This is a genomic window from Mycobacterium sp. 852002-30065_SCH5024008, from assembly GCF_001665645.1.
Taxonomy (GTDB): domain Bacteria; phylum Actinomycetota; class Actinomycetes; order Mycobacteriales; family Mycobacteriaceae; genus Mycobacterium; species Mycobacterium paraffinicum.
Genome location: NZ_LZSZ01000039.1, coordinates 52,644 through 73,928 on the forward strand (window position 1 = coordinate 52,644; position 21,285 = coordinate 73,928).

The following is a 21,285-nucleotide window of genomic DNA, read 5'->3' on the forward strand; positions in this document are numbered from 1 at the left end:
GCGGTCGTCAGCCCGTAACGAGCACGATGACCCCGGGCGGTTGGCCGGCCAGCGCGGGAATGCGGGGTTCGACCGGCGCGCCCAGGATCTTGCCCACCGCGTCGGCGGTCGCGTGCTCGTCGTCGGCGTCGGTGAAATACACCGTGGTGGCCGACACCTCCGGCACGGTCAAGTTGTCGACCTTGGTGACGTTGAAGCCGCCGGCCGTGAGCTGATCCTTGGTGTGGGCGGCGACGCCCTCCCTGGCCGAGATGTTGTACACCTGCACCTCGGACCGGTTGCCCGCGGGCTTAGTGCTCGTCGGCGTGGCCGAGCTGGTGGTGGTCGACGTGGAGACCGCGGCCGACGAGTCCTCGTCGGAGCTGCCGGACGACCCCAGCGCCTGCCAGCCGAGCAGCAGGAAAATGACCCCCAGGAACAACAGCACCATCACCATGGCCCGCAGGGGAAGCCCCGTGGAGTCGGGGACTCGCTCTTTCATCGAGCCCACTGTAGCGAGTCAGGTCACCTCGAAGCCGAGGCGCCGCGCAGCCCGCGCCTTCTGGCGGCTGGCACGCAGCCGCCGCAACCGCTTCACCAGCATCGGGTCGGCGGCCAGCGCCTCCGGCCGATCGACGAGCGCGTTGAGCACCTGGTAGTAGCGTGTCGCCGACATCGAGAACAGTTCTTTGATTGCTTCTTCTTTTACGCCCGCGAATTTCCACCACTGACGTTCGAAGGCGAGGATGTCGTGCTCGCGGCGGGTGAGGCCATCTGCGATCTCGGCATCGTCCCCCGATCGATTTGCCCGCGCCATGGCGCTGTCCATATAGCTTCCCCTGGACCCTTCCGGCGAATTCTCGGCTGCTCTGATGACTTGACTTACCTGAGGGCGTGTTTCGGCGAATATTGAACCACGGCGCAAACCCTCAAGCCGTCATCCAGACCCGCGAGTCGGCCGATTGCCTCAGATTGCCCGGGCGAACATGGCCGGCTTCGGCGCGCACGGGCGTGCGGTAGCTTAGCCGACCATGGCAGTCGTACCGATCCGGATCGTCGGGGATCCGGTCTTGCACACCCCGACGCAGCCGGTGCCCGTCGGCGCCGACGGGTCGTTGCCGGCGGACCTGCCGAAGCTGATCGCCGACATGTACGACACCATGGACGCCGCGCACGGAGTCGGCCTGGCCGCCAACCAGATCGGCGTCGCGTTGCGGGTCTTCGTCTACGACTGCGCCGACGACCGCGGCCGGACCGACCGCCGCCGCGGCGTGGTCGTCAACCCGGTGCTGGAAACCTCCGAGGTACCGGAGACCATGCCGGATCCGGACACCGATGACGAGGGCTGCCTCTCGGTCCCCGGCGAGTCGTTCCCCACCGGCCGCGCCACCTGGGCCCGGGTCACCGGCCTGGATGCCGACGGCAAGCCGGTCGAAATCGAGGGCACCGGCCTGTTCGCGCGGATGCTGCAGCACGAGACCGGCCATCTGGACGGCTTTCTGTACCTCGACCGTTTGATCGGTCGCCACGCCCGCAGCGCCAAACGCGCCGTCAAGTCCCACGGCTGGGGCGTCCCGGGCCTGTCATGGCTACCCGGCGAAGGGCCGGACCCCTTCGGCCACTGATGTTCTCGTGGCCGGACCTGGGCACGCGGGTGACGCTTCGCTACCGGCGCCCGAAAGGCTCGGTCCCGCCGCTGACCGATGCGGTGGGCCACCTGCTGGCGGTCGAGCCGGCGGTGCGGGTTCGGACCAAGACGGGCGCGGTGGTCGAGGTGGCCGCCGACGACGTGGTCGCGCTGCGGGTGCTTACCGACGCGCCGGTACGCACCTCGCAGATCCGGGCGCTCGAGCACGCGGCCGCCGCGGCATCGCCCGGCAGAGAGCGGACCTGGCTCGAGGGCTGGCTGCTGCGCGCCGGGGGTGGGGTCGATTACGCTGTGCCGCTCGATGTTTCGGCGCACCTGGGTACCGTTGCGGCCATCGCGGAATGGTATGAGCGTCGCGGCCTGACACCGCGACTGGCGATCCCGGATCGCTTGTTGCCGCTGCCGCCGGGGCTGAACGCCCAACACACGGAACGCGTTCTGGTCCGCGACGTCTCCGCTTCGGCAGCGGTCGAACTCGCCACCGACGGCGCGCTGGCGCTCGCGCGGGCGACCGTGACCGACGCACCCGACGGCACGCGGTGGGTGGGGCTGTCGCCCACGAGGGCCGCCGATGACCCGGCGACCGCGGCGGCGTGCGAGGCGCTGTTGGGCTGGGCCGCGGCACGCGGGGCGAGTCGCGCCTATCTGATCGTGCCGGAAACCGATTCCATGACGCTCGCCTCCGCGCTCGGCTTCCGGGCACACCATCGCCGCCGCTATTTTCCGGCCCGCTCCCTCGGCTGGGATACGGTCTAGCGATGCGGCTGGCCACCTGGAACGTGAATTCGATCCGCAGCCGCCTGCCCCGCGTCGTCGACTGGCTGGCCCGCGCCGAGGTCGACGTGCTGGCCATGCAGGAGACCAAGTGTTCCGACGGGCAGTTTCCCACCCTGCCGTTTTTCGAACTCGGCTACGAGGTGGCCCATGTCGGGTTCAATCAGTGGAACGGCGTGGCGATCGCCTCGCGAGTGGGTCTCGACGACGTGCAGATCGGCTTCGACGGCCAGCCCACCTGGAGCAGCAAGCCGGAGGTGGCCGCGACGGCCGAGGCCCGCGCGCTGGCTGCCACCTGCGGCGGCATCCGGGTGTGGAGCATCTACGTGCCCAACGGGCGCGCGCTGGGTGATCCGCACTACACCTACAAGCTGGAATGGCTTGCCGCGCTGCGTGATACGGCCGCCGGCTGGTTGCGCGACGATCCCACCGCGCAGATCGCACTGGCCGGTGACTGGAACATCGCCCCGATCGACGACGACGTCTGGAGCACGGAGTTCTATGCCGGCGCCACCCACGTCTCCGAGCCGGAGCGCCGTGCGTTCGGCGCCATCGTCGACGCGCAATTCGCCGACGTGGTAAGGCCTTTCGCGCCCGGCCCGGGCGTGTACACCTACTGGGACTACACCCAATTGCGGTTTCCGAAACGGCAAGGCATGCGTATCGATTTCATCCTCGCCTCCCCGGAGCTTGCCGGCCGCGTGACGGACGCCCAGATCGTCCGGGAGGAACGCAAGGGAAAGGCCGCCAGCGATCACGCACCGGTGCTGATCGACATTAGCCATGCCTAAATGGCGTTTTGGCGCATTCTCGCCGCTAACACACCCAGGTTAAGGTCAGGCAAATTAAATGCGGCTGCTCGTTGTCTGCGGGTTTGCAAGGTGGCAGGCTTTGCTTTTGTTAGAAGCAGATACAATGTTTTTTTGCCGTTAACGAAGCGTTCAGCGGGTATACCTCGGTGATGGCGCGAGTTTCGCGGCACAGGCAGAAAGCCAGGGAGTCAGCATGAGTGTCATCGGCGGAGCGGTACGAGGCGTGAGCCAGGCGGTGAGTCGCGCGGCGACCACGACCACCGCGGCCGCCGGCGCTGTGGGTGGTGCGGCGGTCAACGGAGTCATCGGCGGTGTCACCGGAGCCGCCGAGGGCGTCAAAAAGGGAATGAGCAGCGGCAGCCACTCGGCGCCGGCTGCCGCGGTGGCCTTCGGCGCGCTGGGCGTCGCGGGACTGGTCGAGTGGCCGGTGCTGCTGGCGGTCGGCGGCAGCGCCCTTTTGCTGCAACGGCTGAGCCGCAAGCGGGAGCCGGCCAAGGCGAGCCTCAAGGCGGTACCGGTGGAGCCGGCGCCGCAGAAGGCCGCTCCGCAGAAGGCGGCACCGCAGAAAGCGGCCGGCAAGTCGACGGCCAAGAAGGCCGCCGGACGCCGGGCCGGCAGCACCCAGTTGCGTAGCACCAACTAACGGGACTGCCCCCAAACGCTTTGAGCATTGCGACCGCGATACGACGTTCCATGCCGGTGCGCGCCGTCGCGACGGGCGTCCAGGCGACCACCTCGCTCGTCGAGGCAAGCATCACCATCGCCGCGATTCCCCTGCGCGAGGGCGCGCGGGCGATCGCGGGCGAACTGCCCCAAGACATACCGTTAACCCTGAGCCGGCGGTGCTGGCGCGGTGAGGAGCGCGCCTGGATCGAGGTGCGTGGGCTGGACGGCGCCCAAGACGGTGAGCTCGGACGCGCGGTGCTCGACGCGGTGCTGGCCCATCCCGGGATCACGTCGGCGGCCCTGAACTACCCGCTGTCGCGTGTGGTGGTCACCATCGGCGACGCGGACACGTCGCTGCGCGAGCTGTGCCACATCGTCGAAGCCGCCGAGGAGCATTGCGCCCCAAAAAAAGTCGTGAGGCCGGTGCCGCCCCCGACGAGTCTGCCGGGCGATGGTGTGGTGCTGGCGACCCGGACCGCCACGGCGGCCGCCAGCGCGGCCGGACTCGGCATAGCGCTGACCGGGCGGGCACTGCGCTGGCCCCGGATGCCCATTGGTGTTCTGGCGGCCGTGGTGGCCGTCGACTACCAACCGCGGCTGCGCCGCCTGCTCGAGGATCGCATCGGCCGGCCCGCGACCGACACTGTGCTTGCCCTGGCGGTGACGACCGCGGAAACCCTCACGCTGTCTCCCGCGTCGCTGTCGGTGGGCCTGTTGATGCAGTCGCTGAAAGCCGCCGAATGCCGCGCCGAGGCGCGGGCCTGGGTCCAGCACGAACCGCAGCTGGCCGGTCACGCCGATCACCCGCACACTGACGCGTCGGCGGGGTCGAAGCCGCCGCGCGGCCGCCCCGACGATCACCACGGCGACCGATTCGCGCTCGTCCAGGCGATCAGCGCCGGGGTCGTCGGCGCCACCACCCGCAACCTGCACCAGGCGGCCCTGGCCGTCCTGGTGACCACCCCCGCGGCCAACCGCACCACGCCCGAGGCCTTCGCGGCGGCGCTCGGCCAGGGGCTGGCCGACCGGCACGCGGTCCTCTCGTTGCGTCCGGAGGCGCTGCGCCGCCTGGACCGGGTGGATGCGATCGTCATCGACCCGCGGGCGCTGTGCACCAAGAGCTTGCGGGTGTCGCTCATCCGCGGCGCGCGGGAAGCCGAGCTGTCCGCGGCGTGGTCGCGCGCCCAGCTGCTGCTGGAGAAGAATCGGTTGCGGCCGGGCTGGCACCCGGTGCCCGGAATCTCGGCCAGTGAGCCCACTGCCAAAGTGGAGGCCCTTTTCTGCTTCACGCACGATCCGTTGGCGTCGGCCGTTGTCGCCGAGGCGCACCGGACGGGATCCGAATTGGTTTCGGTCGAGGACGATTCGCTGGGCGAGTTGCGCCCCGCGTTCGACGAGATCAGGCCGCTGCAGCGGGGATCCATCGACGACGCCCTGGCCCGCGCCGTGGCGGATCTGCAGGAGGCGGGCCGCACGGTCGCCGTGCTGTCATCGCCTGGGGCACAAGCGATTTGGTCGGCCGACGTGGCGCTGGGCATGATGCCCGAGCCCGGGGCCGGTCCGCCGCCGTGGTACGCCGACCTGCTGCTGCCCGACCTGGCGGCCGCTTGGCGGGTGCTGCACGCGCTCCCGGCGGCCCGGGCCGCCGCCCAACGCGGCGTCGGGATCTCGGCCGGCGCGACGGCGATGGGCTCGTTGCTGATGATCCCCGGTGTCCGCGGCATCGGGCGCGGGCCGGTGACCAGCGGCGCGGCGGCCGGCCTGATGTCGGGATATCTGTTGGCGCGTGGCATCCTCAAGGCGGACACCCCGCGCCCGGCCCCCGTGCAGGAATGGCACGCGATGGCGGTCGAGCATGTCCGCCGGGCGTTGCCGCCGCCCGACTCGGAGCCGGCCGGCGATCGGAGGCAACTCGCGCCGGCCGCCCTCGGCGCCCCGCGCCCGGAGACGCGCGCGCACGCCTTCCTGCAGTTCGTGACCGCCGTTCGCGCCGAGCTCACCGACCCGCTGACCCCCGTGTTGGCGCTCGGCTCGGCGGCCAGCGCCGTGCTCGGTTCGCCGGTCGACGCCGTCTTGGTCTTCTCGGTGCTGGCCGGAAACTCCATGCTCGCGGCCAGCCAGCGGCTGCGCGCCGAAAACCGGCTCAATCACCTACTGGCACAACAAATCCCACCGGCCCGCAAGGTGATGTCCGATGGCGCCGGGGATCGGGTGTACGGCGACGTCATCGCGGCGCAGCTGCAGCCCGGCGACGTCATCGAGGTGCGCACCCACGAGGTGGTGCCGGCCGACGCCCGGATCATCGAGGAGGTCGACGTCGAGGTCGACGAGTCGACGCTGACCGGTGAATCGCTGTCGGTGGAGAAGCAGGTCGAGCCGACGCCCGGCGCCGCCCTCGCCGAGCGCCGCTGCATGCTGTACGCCGGGACGACCATGGTGGCGGGCACCGCGGTGGCGGTGGTGACCGCGGTCGGGGCAGACACGCAGGAACGCCGCGCCGCCGAGCTGGTGTCCGGCGACCTGTCGTCGGACATCGGTCTGCAGCATCAGCTCAGCCAGCTCACCAACCGGGCCTTCCCGGTCAGCATGACGGGCGGCGCGCTGGTCAGCGTGCTGGGGCTGTTGCGGGGCTCGGTGTTGCGCCAGGCGGTCGCCAGCGGCATCGCCATCGCCGTCGCGGCGGTTCCCGAGGGAATGCCGTTGGTGGCGACCCTGGCGCAAGCGGCGTCGGCGCGGCGACTGACGAAGTTCGGCGCGCTGGTGCGCGTTCCGCGTTCGGTGGAGGCGCTCGGCCGCATCGACGTCGTCTGCTTCGACAAGACCGGAACGCTCAGCCAGAACCGGCTGCGGGTGGCCGAGATCGTTGCGGCGCCGGGAACGTCGCGCGAAGAGGTACTGCGCTGCGCCGCGCACGCCGCGCCGGCGTCCAACGGCGGACCGCACGTGCACGCCACCGACGTCGCCATCGTCGAGGCCGCCGCGGCCGCCCCGTCCCTCAATGGGCACAACTCGAACGCACCCGTCGCGCACCTGCCGTTCCGCTCCGGCCGGTCGTTCTCCGCGTCCGTGACGGACACCGAGCTGGCCGTCAAGGGTGCGCCCGAAGTGGTGCTGGCGGCCTGCGGCAACGTGAGCCCGACCCTGGAGGAGACGGTCGCTGAGATGGCCGGCAGCGGCCTGCGGGTGATAGCGGTGGCACGGCGGCAGCTGAGCCCCGCCCAGGCGGCGGCCATCCAGCGGGAGCCCGACGACATCGCCGATTTCGCCCGGGACGGGCTGACCCTGACCGGGTTCCTGGGTTTGTCCGACACCCCCCGCGCCGAAGCGGCCGGCCTGCTCGCGGACCTGCGCCGGCTTTCGGTGGGCGTCAAGCTGATCACCGGGGACCATCCGATCACCGCCAAAGCCATCGCCGAGGAGCTCGGGCTGAGCGTGACGGCCGAACAGGTGATCAGCGGCGCCGAATGGGATGCGATGTCGCGCAAGGATCAGGAACACGTCGTGACCGAGCGGGTGATCTTCGCCCGGATGACACCGGAGAACAAGGTCCAGGTCGTTCAGACGCTCGAAAGCGCGGGCGTGCGCACCGCCATGGTCGGCGACGGGGCCAACGATGCCGCCGCCATCCGGGCCGCCACCGTCGGCATCGGGGTCGTCGCAGGCGGCAGCGACCCCGCGCACATGGCGGCCGACGTGGTGCTGGTCGACGCCCGCATAGAGGGCCTGCTGCACGCCATCGAGGAGGGCCGCCAACTCTGGCAGCGGGTGCAGGCCGCCGTGTCCGTGCTGCTCGGGGGCAACGCCGGCGAGGTGTTGTTCGCCATCGTCGGCAGCGCGATCACCGGGACCTCGCCGCTGAACACGCGGCAGCTGCTCCTGGTGAACATGATGACCGACGCGCTGCCGGCCGCGGCCCTCGCGGTGAGCAAGCCCAGCGGGCCGGTCGACCCGGGTATCCGGGGCCCCGATCAGCCCGCGTTGTGGCGTGCCGTCGCCATCCGCGGCGTCACCACGGCGGCCGCGACGACGGCGGCGTGGGCGATGGGAAGCGTCACCGGTCGCCCGCAGCGCGCCTCTACGGTCGCGCTGGTCGCCCTGGTGGGCGCCGAGCTGGGTCAAACGCTGCTGGATTCACATGCCCCGCTGGTGGTGCTCACCGCGGTGGGCTCGCTCGCGGCGATGGGGACGCTGATCAGCATCCCGGTGGTCAGCCAGTTGCTCGGCTGCACACCGCTGGGTCCAGTCGGCTGGGCGCAGGGGCTGGGATCAGCTGCCGCGGCGACCGTCGCGATCGGCGTTGCGAATCGTGCGCTGACGGGTCCGGACAAAGCGGCCGATGCACCCGCTGCGGTGCGCGAACCTCGACGACCCCGGCCCGCCATAGCAGCGCATAGAGTTCCAGTAACGGCACCTTCAGCACCAGAGCAATAGAGGAAACTAGCGGATCGCCCCCGGTGTCGGTCATCGTCGACATAGGTCCGACGGTGGTCCCGCCACCCGGCGAGTCGGCAAACCCTTCGTTACCGAAAGGCAAATGATGGCGGAAAAGAAGTCACGTAGGGGGACATCGCAGCGCGATGCGGTGCAAAAGATCCGCGAAGGCGAAACGTTCCACGTCAACCTTCCGGTGCTCGGTCAGATGGAGATTCCCCGCCCCGAGCAGCTGGCCTACTTCGGGGGCCTGGCCGCCCTGGCGGCGCTCGAACTCATCGATTGGCCGGTGGCCGTGGTGATCGCCGCCGGACACCTCCTGGCCAGCAACCACCACAACAAGCTCCTCGAAGAGCTCGGCGAGGCGATGGAAGAGGCCTGATAGCGGGTCAAGCGGTCCCGACATGGTCGAACCGCAGCGTGACCCGGGTGCCCCCCGCGGTGCGAAGCGTGTCGACGTGATCGGCCAGCCCGCCGATCAGGGTCAGACCCCGGCCGCGCCGCCGGCTGCGCAGGCTGGCCGAGGAATCGCCCACCCACCGCCCGGTGTCGCTGACCGTGACCGCGACCGTCTGCCGGCGCAGGAAGGCCTCCACCGACACCGTTCGGCGCGGCTCGCCTTCGCTGCCGTGCTCGATCGCATTGGTCACGGCCTCGCCGGTCGCCAGCAGGATGTCCATTTCGCGCTTCGGGTCGACGTTGATGCCGGCCAGCCATTTGTGTAACCGCTCGCGCGCCACGGGAATCTGCCCCGGCGCGGCCGTCACCACGGTGGCGAAGCTGCGCGGGGAATCGTGGCTCGGCCGCAACGCGAGCACGACGACGTCGTCGCGGTAGCCGGCGGGCGGGGCCATCCGGGACAGCAGCTCGGCACAGACCGCCTCGACCGGAAGGTCGACGCATTCCGCGGCCGCGGCCTTCAGGCGGCTGAGCCCGTCGTCGAGCGGCTCGCCGGCGCGCTCGATGAGCCCGTCGGTATAGAGCAGGATCAGGCTTCCCGGTGGCAGATTCGCCGTCGCGGTGGCATCGGAGGGATAGCTCTCGGCATGGTGTTCCTTGATGGCCACCGGCAGACGCCGCCCGGACCTCAGGAACACCGCGCGATGGTCGGGAAAGACCAGCAGCGGATAGGGGTGGCCGGCGCAGCTGTACCGGACGGTGGCGCAACCGGTGTCCGGTTCGGTCTCGACGAGCGCATAGGCCACCGTCGCGCAGCGCGCGCCCGCGACGCTGGCCCCGTATCGGTCCAGCGCCCCCAGCACCGCGCCCGGTTCGCCCGCGGTGAGGGCCGAGGCGGCCACCGCGGCGCGCAGCCTGCTCATCACGATCGCGGCGGCCAACCCGTGTCCGACGACGTCGCCCACCGATATCCCGACCCGGCCGGCGCGATCCAGCGGGGTAACCGAATACCAGTCGCCGCCGACACGCATCGCCTCACCGGCGGGCTGGTAAACGGCGGCCACCACCGCGGCGGTCGAGCCCCGGTCCAGATCCAGCAGATGCTCCTGGAAGTCGACGGCGATGCGGTGTTCGCGCGCCATGACGCGAACCCGGTCCAACGCCGAGGACGTCAGCTCGGCCATGCGGCTGAACGCGTCGAGTTCGGCGGCGTCGAACTGACGCGGCGCTGACCACAGCAGACCCAGCACGCCGATGACGCGGCCCGTGTGATCCCGCAACGGATGGGCGACGCAGGCCCGAACGCTGTCGGCGGTGTCCTGCACCGCGTGCTGGTAGCGCGGAGGCAGGTCGAACGTGTCCGTGATGACCATCGGCTCGCCGGTGCGCACGACGTCGGCCCCGACCACCGGCGAGTCGAGCTCGGTCACGTGGTAGCGGTCGCGCAATTCGCCGGGTAGGTCGCCGGCGTATTCGAACCGGATGTGGCGTTCGCCGTCGAGGACGCCGATCGTGACGGCGGCGGCATCGGCCGAGCCGAATGGCGACTCCAGCAAGGCATCCATGATCCCGGCGATCGAGTCGGTGGCCTGCAGAGCGGAGTCGAGGGGCACCAGATCGGAGGCCGCCGCCCGCCGCTGGCGGTCGCGCTCGCGGGCCACCGCGGACAGCCTCGACTTCACCCGGTCGATCAGCTCCTGGGATCGGAACGGCTTGGGGAGGTAGTCGTCGGCCCCACCGGCATAGCCCTCGTCGACCGCCTCCGCGCCGGCCCGGGCGGACAGCATGAGGACCGGCGTCGCCGCCAATTCGGGGTCCGCCCGGATGGCCGCCACCAGTCCGAAGCCGTCGACGCCCGGCATCATGACATCGGTGACGACCGCGTCCGGGCGCAGGCTTCGGGTCGCCGCCAGCGCCGACTCGCCGTCTGCGGCAAGGACCGTCTCCCAGTGGGGCGACAGCACCCGGTCGAGATGGTCCCGCATGTCGGCGTTGTCGTCGGCGATCAACACCAACTGTCGAGACCCCTCGGCCGCGGCCGCCGACGAGTCGCGTTCCGGAATCGGCGCCAGCCATTGGCGGGCCTCCGCCACGTACGGGTTGGTCTCGTCCAGCGGGCCGGCGAGTGACTGATCGGCCGCCGTGCCGGCAGATTGCGGCAGCCGGATGGTTACCGTTGTGCCGCAGTCCAATTCGCTGTCGATCTGCACGGTTCCGCTGTGCAGCTCGACAAGCCCGCGCACCAGCGAGAGCCCGATGCCGGTGCCCTCCACGCTGCGGCCGCGAAGGTTGTCGGCCCGGTAGAAGCGCTCGAACAGGCGGTCCAAGTCCTCGGCGGCGATCCCCACTCCGGTGTCGCGCATGGTGACGACGCAGTGCGCGGGTTCGGCCCGCACCTCGACCGAAATCGATCCCCGCAGAGTGTATTTGACCGCATTCGACAGGAGGTTCAGGACGATCGTCTCCCACATGCCCGGGTCGACGTCGGCCAGCACCGGGGAGCAATTCATCACGAGATCGAGCCCCGCCCGGTGGCACAGTTCGGTGAAAGACGATGCTATGTGGGCGGTCAGCGCGCCGACGTCGGTACACGCGAACTTCGCGTTCGCGCGGCCGGCCTCGATGCGGGAGAAGTCGAGCAGCGAGTCCACCAGGCGCTGCAGGCGCCGCGCGTTGCGGGCCGCCGTGCTCAGCCGGTCCGCCAATGCGCTTCCCGGCGCCGCCTCGGACAGCGCATCGTCGAGGGGCCCGAGCAGCAGCGTCAGGGGCGTGCGGAACTCGTGGCTGACGTTGGTCAGGAAAGCCGTTTTCACGCGGTCCAATTCGGCCAGCGCGTCGGCCCGGCGTCGCTGCTGTTCGTAGGAGACGGCGGAGGCGAACGCCGCGGACAGCTGGTCGGCCAGCAGTTGGCAGAACCCGCGGTACATCGAATCTAGGGGACGCCGCGGACTGACCCCGATCACCACCGCCCCGGCGTTCGAGGTTTCTCCCAGCGGCAACACCAGGGCCTGCCGGGGAGAGTTCTCGCCGAAACGCTCTGTGATGCCCGGGATTACGTCATCGAGCCGGTCGATGACCCGCGCGGCACGGGCACGTGGCGTCGTGTCCCAACCCCTGAGCTCGGACAGCGAGCGGGGCAGCAGCGGCAGGATCGACGGCGTGGCCCCCCGCAGTGTGCTGTCGCGCGCCGCCTCGTCGTCCGCCACGTAGACGGCAATGAACGGCAAGTCCAGCGGCTGCGCATCGCATACCGCGACGGTGCTGCTCACCGCGTCGTCGATGGCGTGCGCGTCCATCACGGCGGTCGCCACCGCGTTGAGCAGGTGGAGCCGACGCTCACTCAACACCCGGTCGGTCGTTTCGATCACCGGGCAGAAAACGGCGGTCACCGCACCGTCGCCGCCGATGATGGGGCTGTAGGTGAAGGTGAAATACCGCTCCTGGGACTGACCACCCGTGATGAGCGGCAGCATGAGGTCGTCGGACCAGGTCGCGACGCCGGTGTCCATCACGCTGGTGAGCATCGGGGAGATCTGCTCCCAGATCTCCCACCACACCTGCTCCGCGGGGCAACCCAGGGCCGCCGGGTGCTTGTCCCCCAGGATCTGCGCGTAGCCGTCGTTGTACATCAAGAACAAATTTTCCGGCCCTAACCAGAGCACGATGGGGAACCGCGAGGTCAGAGCGATCGCCACGGCCGCCCGCACCTCGGCCGACCAGTCCCGCGGCGACCCCAAAGGATGGTTGTCCCAGTCGAATTCGGCGAAGCGGCGGCCCATCTCACCGCCCAGTTCCACCGCAGCCGCCAAGTCGGCCGGCAGCGTCCGGTTCATTGCTGTCGCTTGTGCTGCAGAGCCTCGGGCAGCGTCGGGTAGATGTCGAAGATCCGATCCAGTTCGGTCACCTCGATCGGACGAAGCACTTGGTCGTTGTTCGCGACCAGGCGGACGGCCGTCCCGGCTTCCTTGCCTTCGTCGTGGCAGTCGAGCACGGCATTCAACGCCGCGCTCCCGAAGAAGTCGACGGCTTGCAGGTCGACGACGACCAGCCGGGCCGGGTGAGTCTCGGCCAGTTTGAGCGCGGCGGTCAGGTGAGCGGTTACCTCATCGACGGTACTGGAGTCGACGGCGCCCGTAACCCGCACGACGACCGCACCTTCGAGAGACTCATGTTCCACCGCCAACAACTCCAGTGCCTTTCACAGTCGACCGAATGCGCGGGATGCGCCGTTCGGAGTGTCCAGGAACACTAACTGTTTGCGGGCCGCCGCGTTCGCGTATTCCTCGGGTTATCCGGCAGACTCGGCGGATATCCGTTCATGCACGGTCAGCAGCAGATGATCGAACTGACTCTGCAGAGTTGCGGTCGAGCCCTCGATGGTAGTCACCTCGGTCAGCAGTTGCCGGGCCAGCGCGCGCAGCTTCACGTTGGTCTCTTGCGAGCGCCATTGCAGCACGCGGAAGGCCTGCTCGGCGCTGACCCGGTAGACGAACATCAGCACGCCCTTGGCCTGCTCGATCGCCGCGCGGTTTTCGAAGAGGTCCGGGAGGGCCTCGTCGAGCACCTCTTGCCGGGTCTCGTCGAAGGTGTTGGTGAGGTCTATGTAATAGCCCGCGGTGCCCACCACGGCGCCCGACTCGTCGTGCATGCGGTCGGCCACGACGATCGCGTCGTGCACTTTGCCGGAAGTGTCGAGGAACCGGTGCCGACTGGAGAAGGACTCCGCCGACTGCAGGGCGTAGTCGAGCACCTCCTGGACGTGCCGACGGTCGTCGGGGTGCTTGTGCGACAACAACAGCTTCGTCGTGGGCTCGACGGTGCCCGGTTCGTAGCCGTGCATCCTGGCCACCTCGTCGGACCACTCCCAGCGCTCACCGATGAACCAGAACCGGAAGGCGCCGACGTTGAGATAGCGGGCGACGGCCTCGACCGGGCTCAGCTGTGGGCCGCTGCAGGACGCGTCGGGTGTCGGCCCGTCCGTTTCCCCTTGCTCGTGCACGTTTGCATCCTCGCACTCGGGGGATCACACCGGCTACCGCCCTGACCAAAAAGGCCCGCCCACGTGCCAGGAGGTCCGAGGTGGGGGTAACGTCGCGTGCGGACCATCCAAAAACGCGGGAGCGCACGCCGAATGCGCTGAGAGGACGGCTCGGGGCCGTCGACCGTACGAACCTGACCGGGTAATGCCGGCGTAGGGAGATGAAAAAATGACCGATGTCCTTTCCCAAGCCGTCGAGGCTTCCGTCACCACGGGACCCATCGCAGGCAGCAGCAAGGCCTACCGCGACGTCGAGGGGTTCCCCGGCGCACGCGTCCCGTTCCGGCGCGTGCACCTGTCCACCGGGGACCATTTCGACCTCTACGACACCTCCGGCCCCTACACCGACGCGGAAGCGGTCATCGACCTGACGGCCGGGCTGCCGGCTCGGCCGGGCGTCGTCCGCGACCGCGGCACCCAGCTGCAGCGGGCCCGGGCCGGCGAGATCACCGCGGAGATGGCATACATCGCCGCCCGCGAGGACGTGCCCGCCGAGCTGGTGCGCGACGAGGTCGCCCGCGGCCGCGCGGTGATCCCCGCCAACCACAACCACCCCGAGATCGAACCGATGATCATCGGCAAGGCCTTCGCGGTGAAGGTCAACGCCAACATCGGCAACTCCGCGGTCACGTCCTCGATCGCCGAGGAGGTCGACAAGATGGTGTGGGCCACCCGCTGGGGCGCCGACACCATCATGGACCTGTCCACCGGCAAGAACATCCACGAAACCCGCGAGTGGATCCTGCGCAACTCCCCCGTCCCGGTCGGCACCGTGCCCATCTACCAGGCGCTGGAAAAGGTGAAGGGCGACCCGACGGAACTGACGTGGGAGATCTACCGCGACACCGTGATCGAGCAGTGCGAGCAGGGCGTGGACTACATGACCGTGCACGCCGGCGTGCTGCTGCGGTACGTGCCGCTGACCGCCAAGCGGGTCACCGGCATCGTGTCCCGCGGCGGGTCCATCATGGCGGCCTGGTGCCTGGCTCATCACCGGGAGTCGTTCCTCTACACCAACTTCGAGGAGCTCTGCGACATCTTCGCCCGCTACGACGTCACCTTCTCGCTCGGTGACGGGCTGCGGCCGGGGTCGATCGCCGACGCCAACGACGCCGCGCAGTTCGCCGAGCTGCGCACCCTGGGCGAGTTGACGAAGATCGCGAAAGCCCGTGGCGCGCAGGTGATGATCGAGGGACCGGGACACGTCCCGATGCACAAGATCGTCGAGAACGTGCGGCTGGAAGAGGAGCTGTGCGAGGAGGCCCCGTTCTACACGCTGGGTCCGCTGGCCACCGACATCGCTCCGGCCTACGACCACATCACCTCGGCGATCGGCGCGGCGATCATCGCCCAGGCCGGCACCGCGATGCTGTGCTACGTGACGCCCAAGGAACACCTGGGGCTGCCGGACCGCAAGGACGTCAAGGACGGTGTGATCGCCTACAAGATCGCCGCCCACTCCGCGGACCTGGCGAAGGGGCATCCGCGCGCCCAAGAGCGCGACGACGCCCTTTCGACCGCGCGGTTCGAGTTCCGCTGGAACGACCAGTTCGCGTTGTCGTTGGATCCCGACACGGCAAGGGAATTCCACGACGAGACCCTGCCGGCCGAACCCGCCAAGACGGCGCACTTCTGCTCGATGTGCGGGCCCAAGTTCTGCTCCATGCGGATCACCGCCGACGTTCGGGCCTACGCTGCGGAGCACGGACTCGACAGCGAGGAGGCGATCGAGGCCGTCATGAGCGAGGGCATGGCCGAGAAGTCGCGCGAGTTCGCCGAGCACGGCAAGCGGGTGTACCTGCCGATCACCCAGTGAGCTACCTCCCGCTGGCTCCGCCGGGCACCACGCCGCTGCGGGTGCTGTCCATCGCCGGATCCGACTCGGGGGGTGGCGCGGGAATTCAGGCCGACATGCGCACCATGGCGCTGCTGGGCGTGCATGCCTGCGTGGCGGTTTCCGCGGTCACCGTGCAGAACACGGTGGGCGTCAAGGGGTTTCACGAGGTTCCTCCCGACGTCGTCGCCGATCAGATCGAGGCGGTGGTCACCGACATCGGCGTCCAGGCCGCCAAGACCGGGATGCTTGCGTCGTCTCCGATCATCGCCGCGGTGGCCGACACGTGGCAGCGGCTGGGGTTGACGGTGCCGCTCGTCGTCGATCCGGTGTGCGCATCCATGCACGGCGACGCACTGCTGGAGGCGTCCGCCCTGGATGCCCTTCGCTCACAACTGTTTCCGTTAGCCACCCTGGTCACGCCGAACCTCGATGAGGTGCGACTGCTGGTGGGCATCGATGTGGTGGACGCGGAGTCACAGCGGGCGGCCGCCAAGGCGCTGCACGCGCTGGGACCGCGTTGGGCGCTGGTCAAGGGCGGACACCTGCGGTCATCCGACCGCAGCTGCGACCTGCTTTACGACGGCGCCTCCTGCTACGAATTCGATTCGGAACGGTTGCCCGGCGGCAACGACCACGGCGGCGGCGACACGCTGGCCACGGCCATCGCCTGCGCGCTGGCGCACGGCTTCACCGTGCCCGACGCGGTCGGGTTCGGGAAGCGATGGGTCACCGAATGCTTGCGCGCCTCCTATCCGTTGGGCCATGGCCACGGCCCCGTGTCCCCCTTGTTCCGGCTGTCATGATTGCCCGCCTTTCCCCCGCAACCGGGTGGTGCCCCCACCTCGGTCCGTTCCGGACCGCATCGTCAGCGGGCGCATCATGAACCTCGACCAGATCGCGGGCATCGCACACGAACCCGACGGGCCGCCCGCCGGGGTGGTGGTGCTGACCCATGGGGCCGGCGGCAACCGGGATTCCCCGCTCCTGCAGCAGGTTTGCGACGAATGGGCGCGGCGCGGCTGGCTCGCCGTCCGGTACAACCTGCCCTACCGTCGGCGCCGTCCCACCGGACCGCCGTCCGGCTCGGCCGCCGCCGACCGCGCCGGGATCGTCGAGGCGATCACGCTGTGCCGCGGCCTCGCCGACGGCCCATTGATCGCCGGCGGGCATTCCTATGGTGGTAGGCAGACGTCCATGGTGGTGGCCGCCCGCGAGGCATCGCCTATCGAAGTGGACATGTTGACGCTGTTCTCGTATCCGGTGCATCCCCCGGGGAAGCCGGAGCGGACCCGCACCGAACACCTGCCCGACATCAGGGTGCCAACCGTGTTCACGCACGGGACGTCGGATCCCTTCGGCACGCCCGACGAACTGCGCGTCGCCGCCGCGCTGGTCACCGGTACGACCGCCGTCGTCGAGATCGCCGGCGCGCGACACGATCTGCGCTCCAAGACGCTGAACGTGGCGGCGCTGGCCGTCGACGCCGCCCTGCAGCTGCTCGGACGCAATTAGACAGTTTGGACTTATCAGTTTAGACTGATTTTGTGGACGGAATCGCCGAGTCAGCGGCTGCGGCAGCCCGCGACCTGCGGGTGATGTTCAGTCGGCTGCGACGCCAGTTGAGGGACCTCGCCACCGACAGCGACTTGACCCCCTCACAGACCGCGGTGCTCAACCGGCTTTGGAAAGAGGGCGCCTCATCGGCGAGCGTCCTGGCTTCAGCCGAACGGGTACGTCCACAGTCCATGGCCACGATAGTGGCCGCCCTCGGGCAGCGGGGGCTCATCGAGCGCACGCCCGACCCTGAAGACGGGCGGCGGCAACTGATTTCGCTGACTGCGGCGGGTCGGCGGCGCGCCGAGAGTAACCGACAGGTACGGGAGGAGTGGCTGGCACGCGCCATCCACGAGCGGTATTCCGAACGCGAACGTCGCGTCATCCTCGACGCGCTAACGCTGCTCGAGCGCTTGACCGAATAATGAAAGGGCAAGGGCTGCAATGGAAGTAGGACTGCACTTCATCGATTTTCTACCCGGCGACCCGGCGGCACTGGGTCCGACGCTGGCCGATGCGGCCAAGGCCGCCGAGCAGGGCGGGGCGACGCTGTTCACGCTCGCCGACCACTTCTTCCAGATGGAGGCCATGGGACCCGCCGAGGACCCGTTCCTCGAGGGCTATACGTCGCTGGGTTTCTTGGCCGGGCAGACGACCAAGATCGAGCTGAGCCTGCTGGTCACGGGGGTCACTTATCGCTATCCGGGCTTGTTGGCCAAGGCGGTCACCACACTGGACGTCTTGTCGCAGGGCCGCTCGATGCTGGGGCTCGGCGCCGCCTGGTACGACCGTGAGCACGCCGCCCTCGGCTTTCCCTATCCGCCGGTGAGTCAGCGCTTCGAGATGCTCGAAGAGACGCTGCAGATCTGCAGGCAGATGTGGAGCGAGGACAACGGGCCCTACCAGGGCAAGCATTACCAGTTGGCGGAGACAATCTGTGAGCCGCAACCGATCCGGCGCCCTCCCATTCTGATCGGCGGCGACGGCGAGAAGAAGACGCTGCGCCTGGTGGCGCAGTACGCCGACGTCTGGAACAGCACCGCCAGCGACCCCGACACGCTCGAGCACAAGATCGAGGTGCTGAACCGCCATTGTGACGCGGTCGGCCGAGACCCGAGCGAAATCCGCAAGACGGTGGGCTTTTTCGTCAATCCCTTCGACGACCTCGATGGCTACTTCAAGACCGTCGAGCGCTACGGCGAACTCGGCGTAGAGATGGTCAATGCCGGGCCTTTCCCCGGCAACCCCGATCCGGTCGGCTTCATCCGCCGGCTCGGTGACGAAGTGATACCCAAGCTCGCCCAGATCGGTTGACAGCGCAGGCTTTCGGTCATCCCGGATAGCGGGAGAAGCACGCGTCCATGTTGCCGGTCACGCCGCCGCGGAACGCCGCTATCCGGGTGAAACCGGCCGGCACGCTGGTGCCGTCCGCGTCACTCGCGACGAGGTGGTTGGTGAGCAACCCGGCGACCGCTTCGTCGAGATCGCCGGCCGTCAGCAGCAGCTGCTTCTGCGACGACAGTTCGATGGGTTCGGCCATCTTGCGATGCACCACGCCCGTCAGGCACGCCGTGCGTAGCGCGGTCCACGGGCTTTGCATGGCCAGCTCGCGTTCGTGCTGCACGGCCAGCGCGTACCGCGACATCACGGCCGAGAGCGCGGTGTCGTCGCCCTGCGGCAGCGTTTGTTCGTTCTCGTCGGCGACCTTTCCCATCGCCGCCAGCTTCGGCAGATCGATCACAATCGTGTTGGTGGCCGGGCAGTAGGACGCCGGCGGGCTGGCCTTGGCGTCCGGGCAATCGGCGGCCTGGTAGGACAATGCCGGCGGATTCTTCGGGGAGAACACCTTTCCCAAGAGTTCCATCAGCGTCGACAGGGTGTCCTGGTCGATCTGGACCTCACCGGTTTCCGGGTTCCCGGTGCTGTTGTCGACGCGCAGGGCGTTGGGCAGGTCGCCGCGACGCTGGCTGATCTCCTTCTTGTCGATCGCCGCGCAGGCCGAGGCGCCGTCGATGAAACCCATTTGGAACGCGCTGATCCGGTCCAGGGCCGACCCGTGTTCGTCGTCGTTCTCGGTGTCGCTGTCCATCACCGGGTCCCGGGTGGTGATGATCCCCGCCAGCACGTGGTCCAGGCCATCGGCGGTGCTCAGCGTGAACCGCGGCGATTTACCGTCGGCGACCCAGAACAGGTAGACGCCCGCGAAGCAGTCGGCCTGCTGCTCGCGCACGATCGTGGGATCGCGTCTGGTCACCAGCTTCGCCATGGTCTGCAAGGCGTGGCCGAATTCGTGGGCCAGCACGCCGTTGACGGACATGTCGCCGAAATACCGTTGCGCGACGGGCATGAACACCCCGCGGTCCCAGGCGATCAAGTTGCAGCGCGACGTGAAGAAGGCGTTGACGAGTTTATAGGTGTCGTTGTGGCAAACGATGGGGCTGGACGGTTGGTTGGAGTTATACGACACCATCTTGCCAACCGGGACGAAGTCGCCTTTCAACGATTGGCTATAGACCGACTTCCAATACTCCTCGATGTCGTTGACCGATAGCAACGCCAGCTTGTCGATCTCGCCGTTGTCGGTATTGACGACCGTGCCGGTGGGAGCGGGTGCGTTCGAGCGGATCCCGCTGGGGCCGTTGGTCGCGGGCAGGCCGCCCACCCGGAACGGGTCGTTGAGCATCGACAGCGCCCGTCCGTCGACGAAGGATGCGCACCCGGCCACCACGATTGCCGCCGCTGCGCAACTGAAGGCCGCCCGCAGCAAGGCGGCCGCCCTGCGCGGACGGCCACCGGCCAGCTGACGTCGATTGCGCGCAGGGCTATTCATACCAACCTCATCCCGACCGGCTACAGGGCAGCACCAAAGGGTCTCATTCTAGAGCGCTTGGCTAACCCTGACAGTCCGAATGAAGGCCGCGGTTCAACGCCAGCCCCGGCGACAGCAGCGCGGGGTTGCGGACGGCTTGCCCGTTGCGGAACGGCAGACGCCGGGCAAGTTTCATATTCGGACGAGCGAACACCAGGGCGCCTTCAAAGGGCGCGCCCTGGCGCGTGCGCTAGGGGCGCGGCGTCGGCGTGGGCGTTTGCTGAGGTCCCATCGAACCACCCGGACCCACTCCGCCGGGCCCCATCATGCCGGGCCCCATCATGCCGCCGGGCCCCATCATGCCGCCGGGGCTCATCATCGGGCAGGTGCCGCCACGCCCGCCGCCGTAGCCGTGGTGCCAGCCGTAACGGTCACCCGCGGCCGCGCCCAAGAAGAGGCCCGTAAAGAAGATCACCGCGACGACGAAGACGACGCCGGCGACGATGACCACCCACGCGACCACTTGATTCAGCCGACTGTGCGCGCCGAATCGATGCCCGTCCCCGGGGAGGCCGGTCACGGTGGTCGGTCCGACGCTGGATTCAGGATTTTGCGTCATGCCCCAAAAGATGGCACGAATATACCCACGGGGGGTAGGGACCATTGGCCCTAGAATGGGCGTTACCTATGTGGTCGGCTTGCCGGATGGCTGGACTGACTCGGCGGGCGGCCCTTGCCGCGCTCGGCGCGGGCAGCATCCTGGGTCTGGCACATCTGCGTCCCCGCGTCTTTCGGCCTCCTTCGACGGCTATCCGCCTCACGGACGGGGGCGGTTTCATGGGCGCCGGCCATATGGACATGAGCCGCTACATGGAGATGTTCATGCGGCACGGCGAAATCGACCGCATCGTCGAGGACATTCCCGGCGGTGTTCGCACCACCACCGAATCGACATCGCCAGACCTGACTGCTCAACTGCAAGAGCATGTTTCGAGCATGTACGCCCACCTCGATCAGGGAACCGAAATCCGTTGCACGAGCCAAAGCCTGCCGACCCTTTTCCGTCGTGCCGGCGGCTACCGGCGGCAGCTCACATTCACGCCGAAAGGCGTGATCGCCGAGGAGACCGCCGACGATCCGGCCCTCACCGATGTCATCCGTGCGCACGCGCGCGAGGTCACCGGTTTCGTGCGGGACGGGATGCCGGCCATGATGCAACAGATGATGGGTCCGGGCGGGATGGGCTGCGGACGAATGATGGGCCCTCGCAGGCCTTGACGCCCAACGCCTTAGAAGGGTGGGGGTTCGTCGTCTGGGGGCTGTCTCTTATACACATCT

At 68.8% G+C, this 21,285-nt stretch carries 19 protein-coding genes, 1 pseudogene and 1 riboswitch; of the genes and pseudogenes, 12 read left to right on the forward strand and 8 right to left on the reverse strand.

Annotated elements, in window-relative coordinates; translation table 11 throughout:
* Positions 1–7: 7 nt before the first annotated feature.
* Positions 8–481, reverse strand: coding sequence for a LytR C-terminal domain-containing protein (locus A5781_RS04935; RefSeq protein ID WP_067202100.1), 474 nt, complete (start codon positions 479–481; stop codon positions 8–10).
* 18 nt (positions 482–499) lie between these two features.
* Positions 500–808: a DUF3263 domain-containing protein gene (locus A5781_RS04940; RefSeq protein WP_007167558.1), complete on the reverse strand. Its 309-nt coding sequence runs from the start codon at positions 806–808 to the stop codon at positions 500–502.
* A gap of 202 nt (positions 809–1,010) precedes the next feature.
* Between A5781_RS04940 and A5781_RS04945 the strand changes: the two genes are divergently transcribed.
* The 5 genes from A5781_RS04945 to A5781_RS04965 all read left to right on the forward strand — a co-directional run bounded on the left by A5781_RS04945 (position 1,011) and on the right by A5781_RS04965 (position 8,310).
* A complete protein-coding gene (locus A5781_RS04945; RefSeq protein ID WP_067202103.1) occupies positions 1,011–1,604 on the forward strand; it encodes a peptide deformylase in 594 nt (197 codons plus the stop codon).
* The gene (locus A5781_RS04950) at positions 1,604–2,383 is read left to right on the forward strand and encodes a GCN5 family acetyltransferase (protein WP_067202106.1); all 780 of its coding nucleotides are present in this window, start codon (positions 1,604–1,606) and stop codon (positions 2,381–2,383) included. The genes A5781_RS04945 and A5781_RS04950 overlap by 1 nt, the downstream gene beginning before the upstream one ends.
* Before the next feature lie 2 nt (positions 2,384–2,385).
* On the forward strand, positions 2,386–3,192 hold the full coding sequence (locus A5781_RS04955; RefSeq protein ID WP_067202109.1) for an exodeoxyribonuclease III: 807 nt from the start codon (positions 2,386–2,388) through the stop codon (positions 3,190–3,192).
* A gap of 214 nt (positions 3,193–3,406) precedes the next feature.
* On the forward strand, positions 3,407–3,856 hold the full coding sequence (locus tag A5781_RS04960) for a hypothetical protein (RefSeq protein WP_067202112.1): 450 nt from the start codon (positions 3,407–3,409) through the stop codon (positions 3,854–3,856).
* 50 nt (positions 3,857–3,906) lie between these two features.
* Positions 3,907–8,310, forward strand: a complete 4,404-nt coding sequence (locus A5781_RS04965) for a cation-translocating P-type ATPase (protein WP_156624396.1) — start codon at positions 3,907–3,909, stop codon at positions 8,308–8,310.
* On the opposite strand, the pseudogene A5781_RS26415 reads toward A5781_RS04965, so the two are convergent.
* Positions 8,276–8,353: pseudogene (locus A5781_RS26415) on the reverse strand (hypothetical protein); the annotation flags it as partial. The gene A5781_RS04965 and the pseudogene A5781_RS26415 sit on opposite strands and share 35 nt — an antisense overlap.
* A gap of 63 nt (positions 8,354–8,416) precedes the next feature.
* Here A5781_RS26415 and A5781_RS04970 point away from each other — a divergent pair.
* Positions 8,417–8,692, forward strand: coding sequence for a hypothetical protein (locus tag A5781_RS04970; RefSeq protein ID WP_156622531.1), 276 nt, complete (start codon positions 8,417–8,419; stop codon positions 8,690–8,692).
* A 7-nt stretch (positions 8,693–8,699) separates the two neighbouring features.
* Here the strand turns inward: A5781_RS04970 and A5781_RS04975 are convergent, their stop codons facing one another.
* The 3 genes from A5781_RS04975 to A5781_RS04985 form a co-directional block, all read right to left on the reverse strand.
* Positions 8,700–12,542, reverse strand: coding sequence for a SpoIIE family protein phosphatase (locus A5781_RS04975; RefSeq protein WP_067202121.1), 3,843 nt, complete (start codon positions 12,540–12,542; stop codon positions 8,700–8,702).
* Complete coding sequence (locus A5781_RS04980) at positions 12,539–12,901, reverse strand: STAS domain-containing protein (protein WP_067202124.1); 363 nt, start codon at positions 12,899–12,901, stop codon at positions 12,539–12,541. Before A5781_RS04980 ends, A5781_RS04975 begins: the two co-directional genes overlap by 4 nt.
* 96 nt (positions 12,902–12,997) lie before the next feature.
* A complete protein-coding gene (locus A5781_RS04985; protein WP_067202165.1) occupies positions 12,998–13,648 on the reverse strand; it encodes a PAS and ANTAR domain-containing protein in 651 nt (216 codons plus the stop codon).
* Between the two features lie 165 nt (positions 13,649–13,813).
* A riboswitch (TPP riboswitch) is annotated at positions 13,814–13,924 on the forward strand.
* Between A5781_RS04985 and thiC the strand changes: the two genes are divergently transcribed.
* From thiC to A5781_RS05010, 5 genes are all read left to right on the forward strand, one after another.
* A complete protein-coding gene (thiC, locus tag A5781_RS04990; RefSeq protein ID WP_067202127.1) occupies positions 13,917–15,563 on the forward strand; it encodes a phosphomethylpyrimidine synthase ThiC in 1,647 nt (548 codons plus the stop codon). It overlaps the preceding riboswitch by 8 nt.
* Positions 15,560–16,387, forward strand: coding sequence for a bifunctional hydroxymethylpyrimidine kinase/phosphomethylpyrimidine kinase (thiD, locus tag A5781_RS04995; RefSeq protein WP_067202131.1), 828 nt, complete (start codon positions 15,560–15,562; stop codon positions 16,385–16,387). The genes thiC and thiD overlap by 4 nt, the downstream gene beginning before the upstream one ends.
* Positions 16,388–16,463: 76 nt before the next feature.
* Positions 16,464–17,096 carry an alpha/beta family hydrolase gene (locus tag A5781_RS05000; RefSeq protein WP_067202135.1) on the forward strand — a complete coding sequence of 211 codons (633 nt, stop codon included), beginning with the start codon at positions 16,464–16,466 and terminating at the stop codon, positions 17,094–17,096.
* Positions 17,097–17,128: 32 nt separating this feature from the next.
* Positions 17,129–17,563, forward strand: a complete 435-nt coding sequence (locus tag A5781_RS05005; RefSeq protein WP_067202138.1) for a MarR family winged helix-turn-helix transcriptional regulator — start codon at positions 17,129–17,131, stop codon at positions 17,561–17,563.
* A 19-nt stretch (positions 17,564–17,582) separates the two neighbouring features.
* Positions 17,583–18,452, forward strand: a complete 870-nt coding sequence (locus A5781_RS05010; RefSeq protein ID WP_067202141.1) for an LLM class F420-dependent oxidoreductase — start codon at positions 17,583–17,585, stop codon at positions 18,450–18,452.
* Positions 18,453–18,468: 16 nt separating this feature from the next.
* Here the strand turns inward: A5781_RS05010 and A5781_RS05015 are convergent, their stop codons facing one another.
* Entirely contained in the window at positions 18,469–19,968 is a 1,500-nt protein-coding gene (locus tag A5781_RS05015; protein WP_156624398.1) for a peptidase, read from the reverse strand.
* A 229-nt stretch (positions 19,969–20,197) separates the two neighbouring features.
* Positions 20,198–20,566 (reverse strand): hypothetical protein, encoded by a 369-nt coding sequence (locus A5781_RS05020; RefSeq protein WP_067202144.1) that lies wholly within the window; start codon positions 20,564–20,566, stop codon positions 20,198–20,200.
* Between the two features lie 86 nt (positions 20,567–20,652).
* Between A5781_RS05020 and A5781_RS05025 the strand changes: the two genes are divergently transcribed.
* Positions 20,653–21,225 (forward strand): hypothetical protein, encoded by a 573-nt coding sequence (locus A5781_RS05025; protein ID WP_067202172.1) that lies wholly within the window; start codon positions 20,653–20,655, stop codon positions 21,223–21,225.
* Positions 21,226–21,285 lie beyond the last annotated feature (60 nt).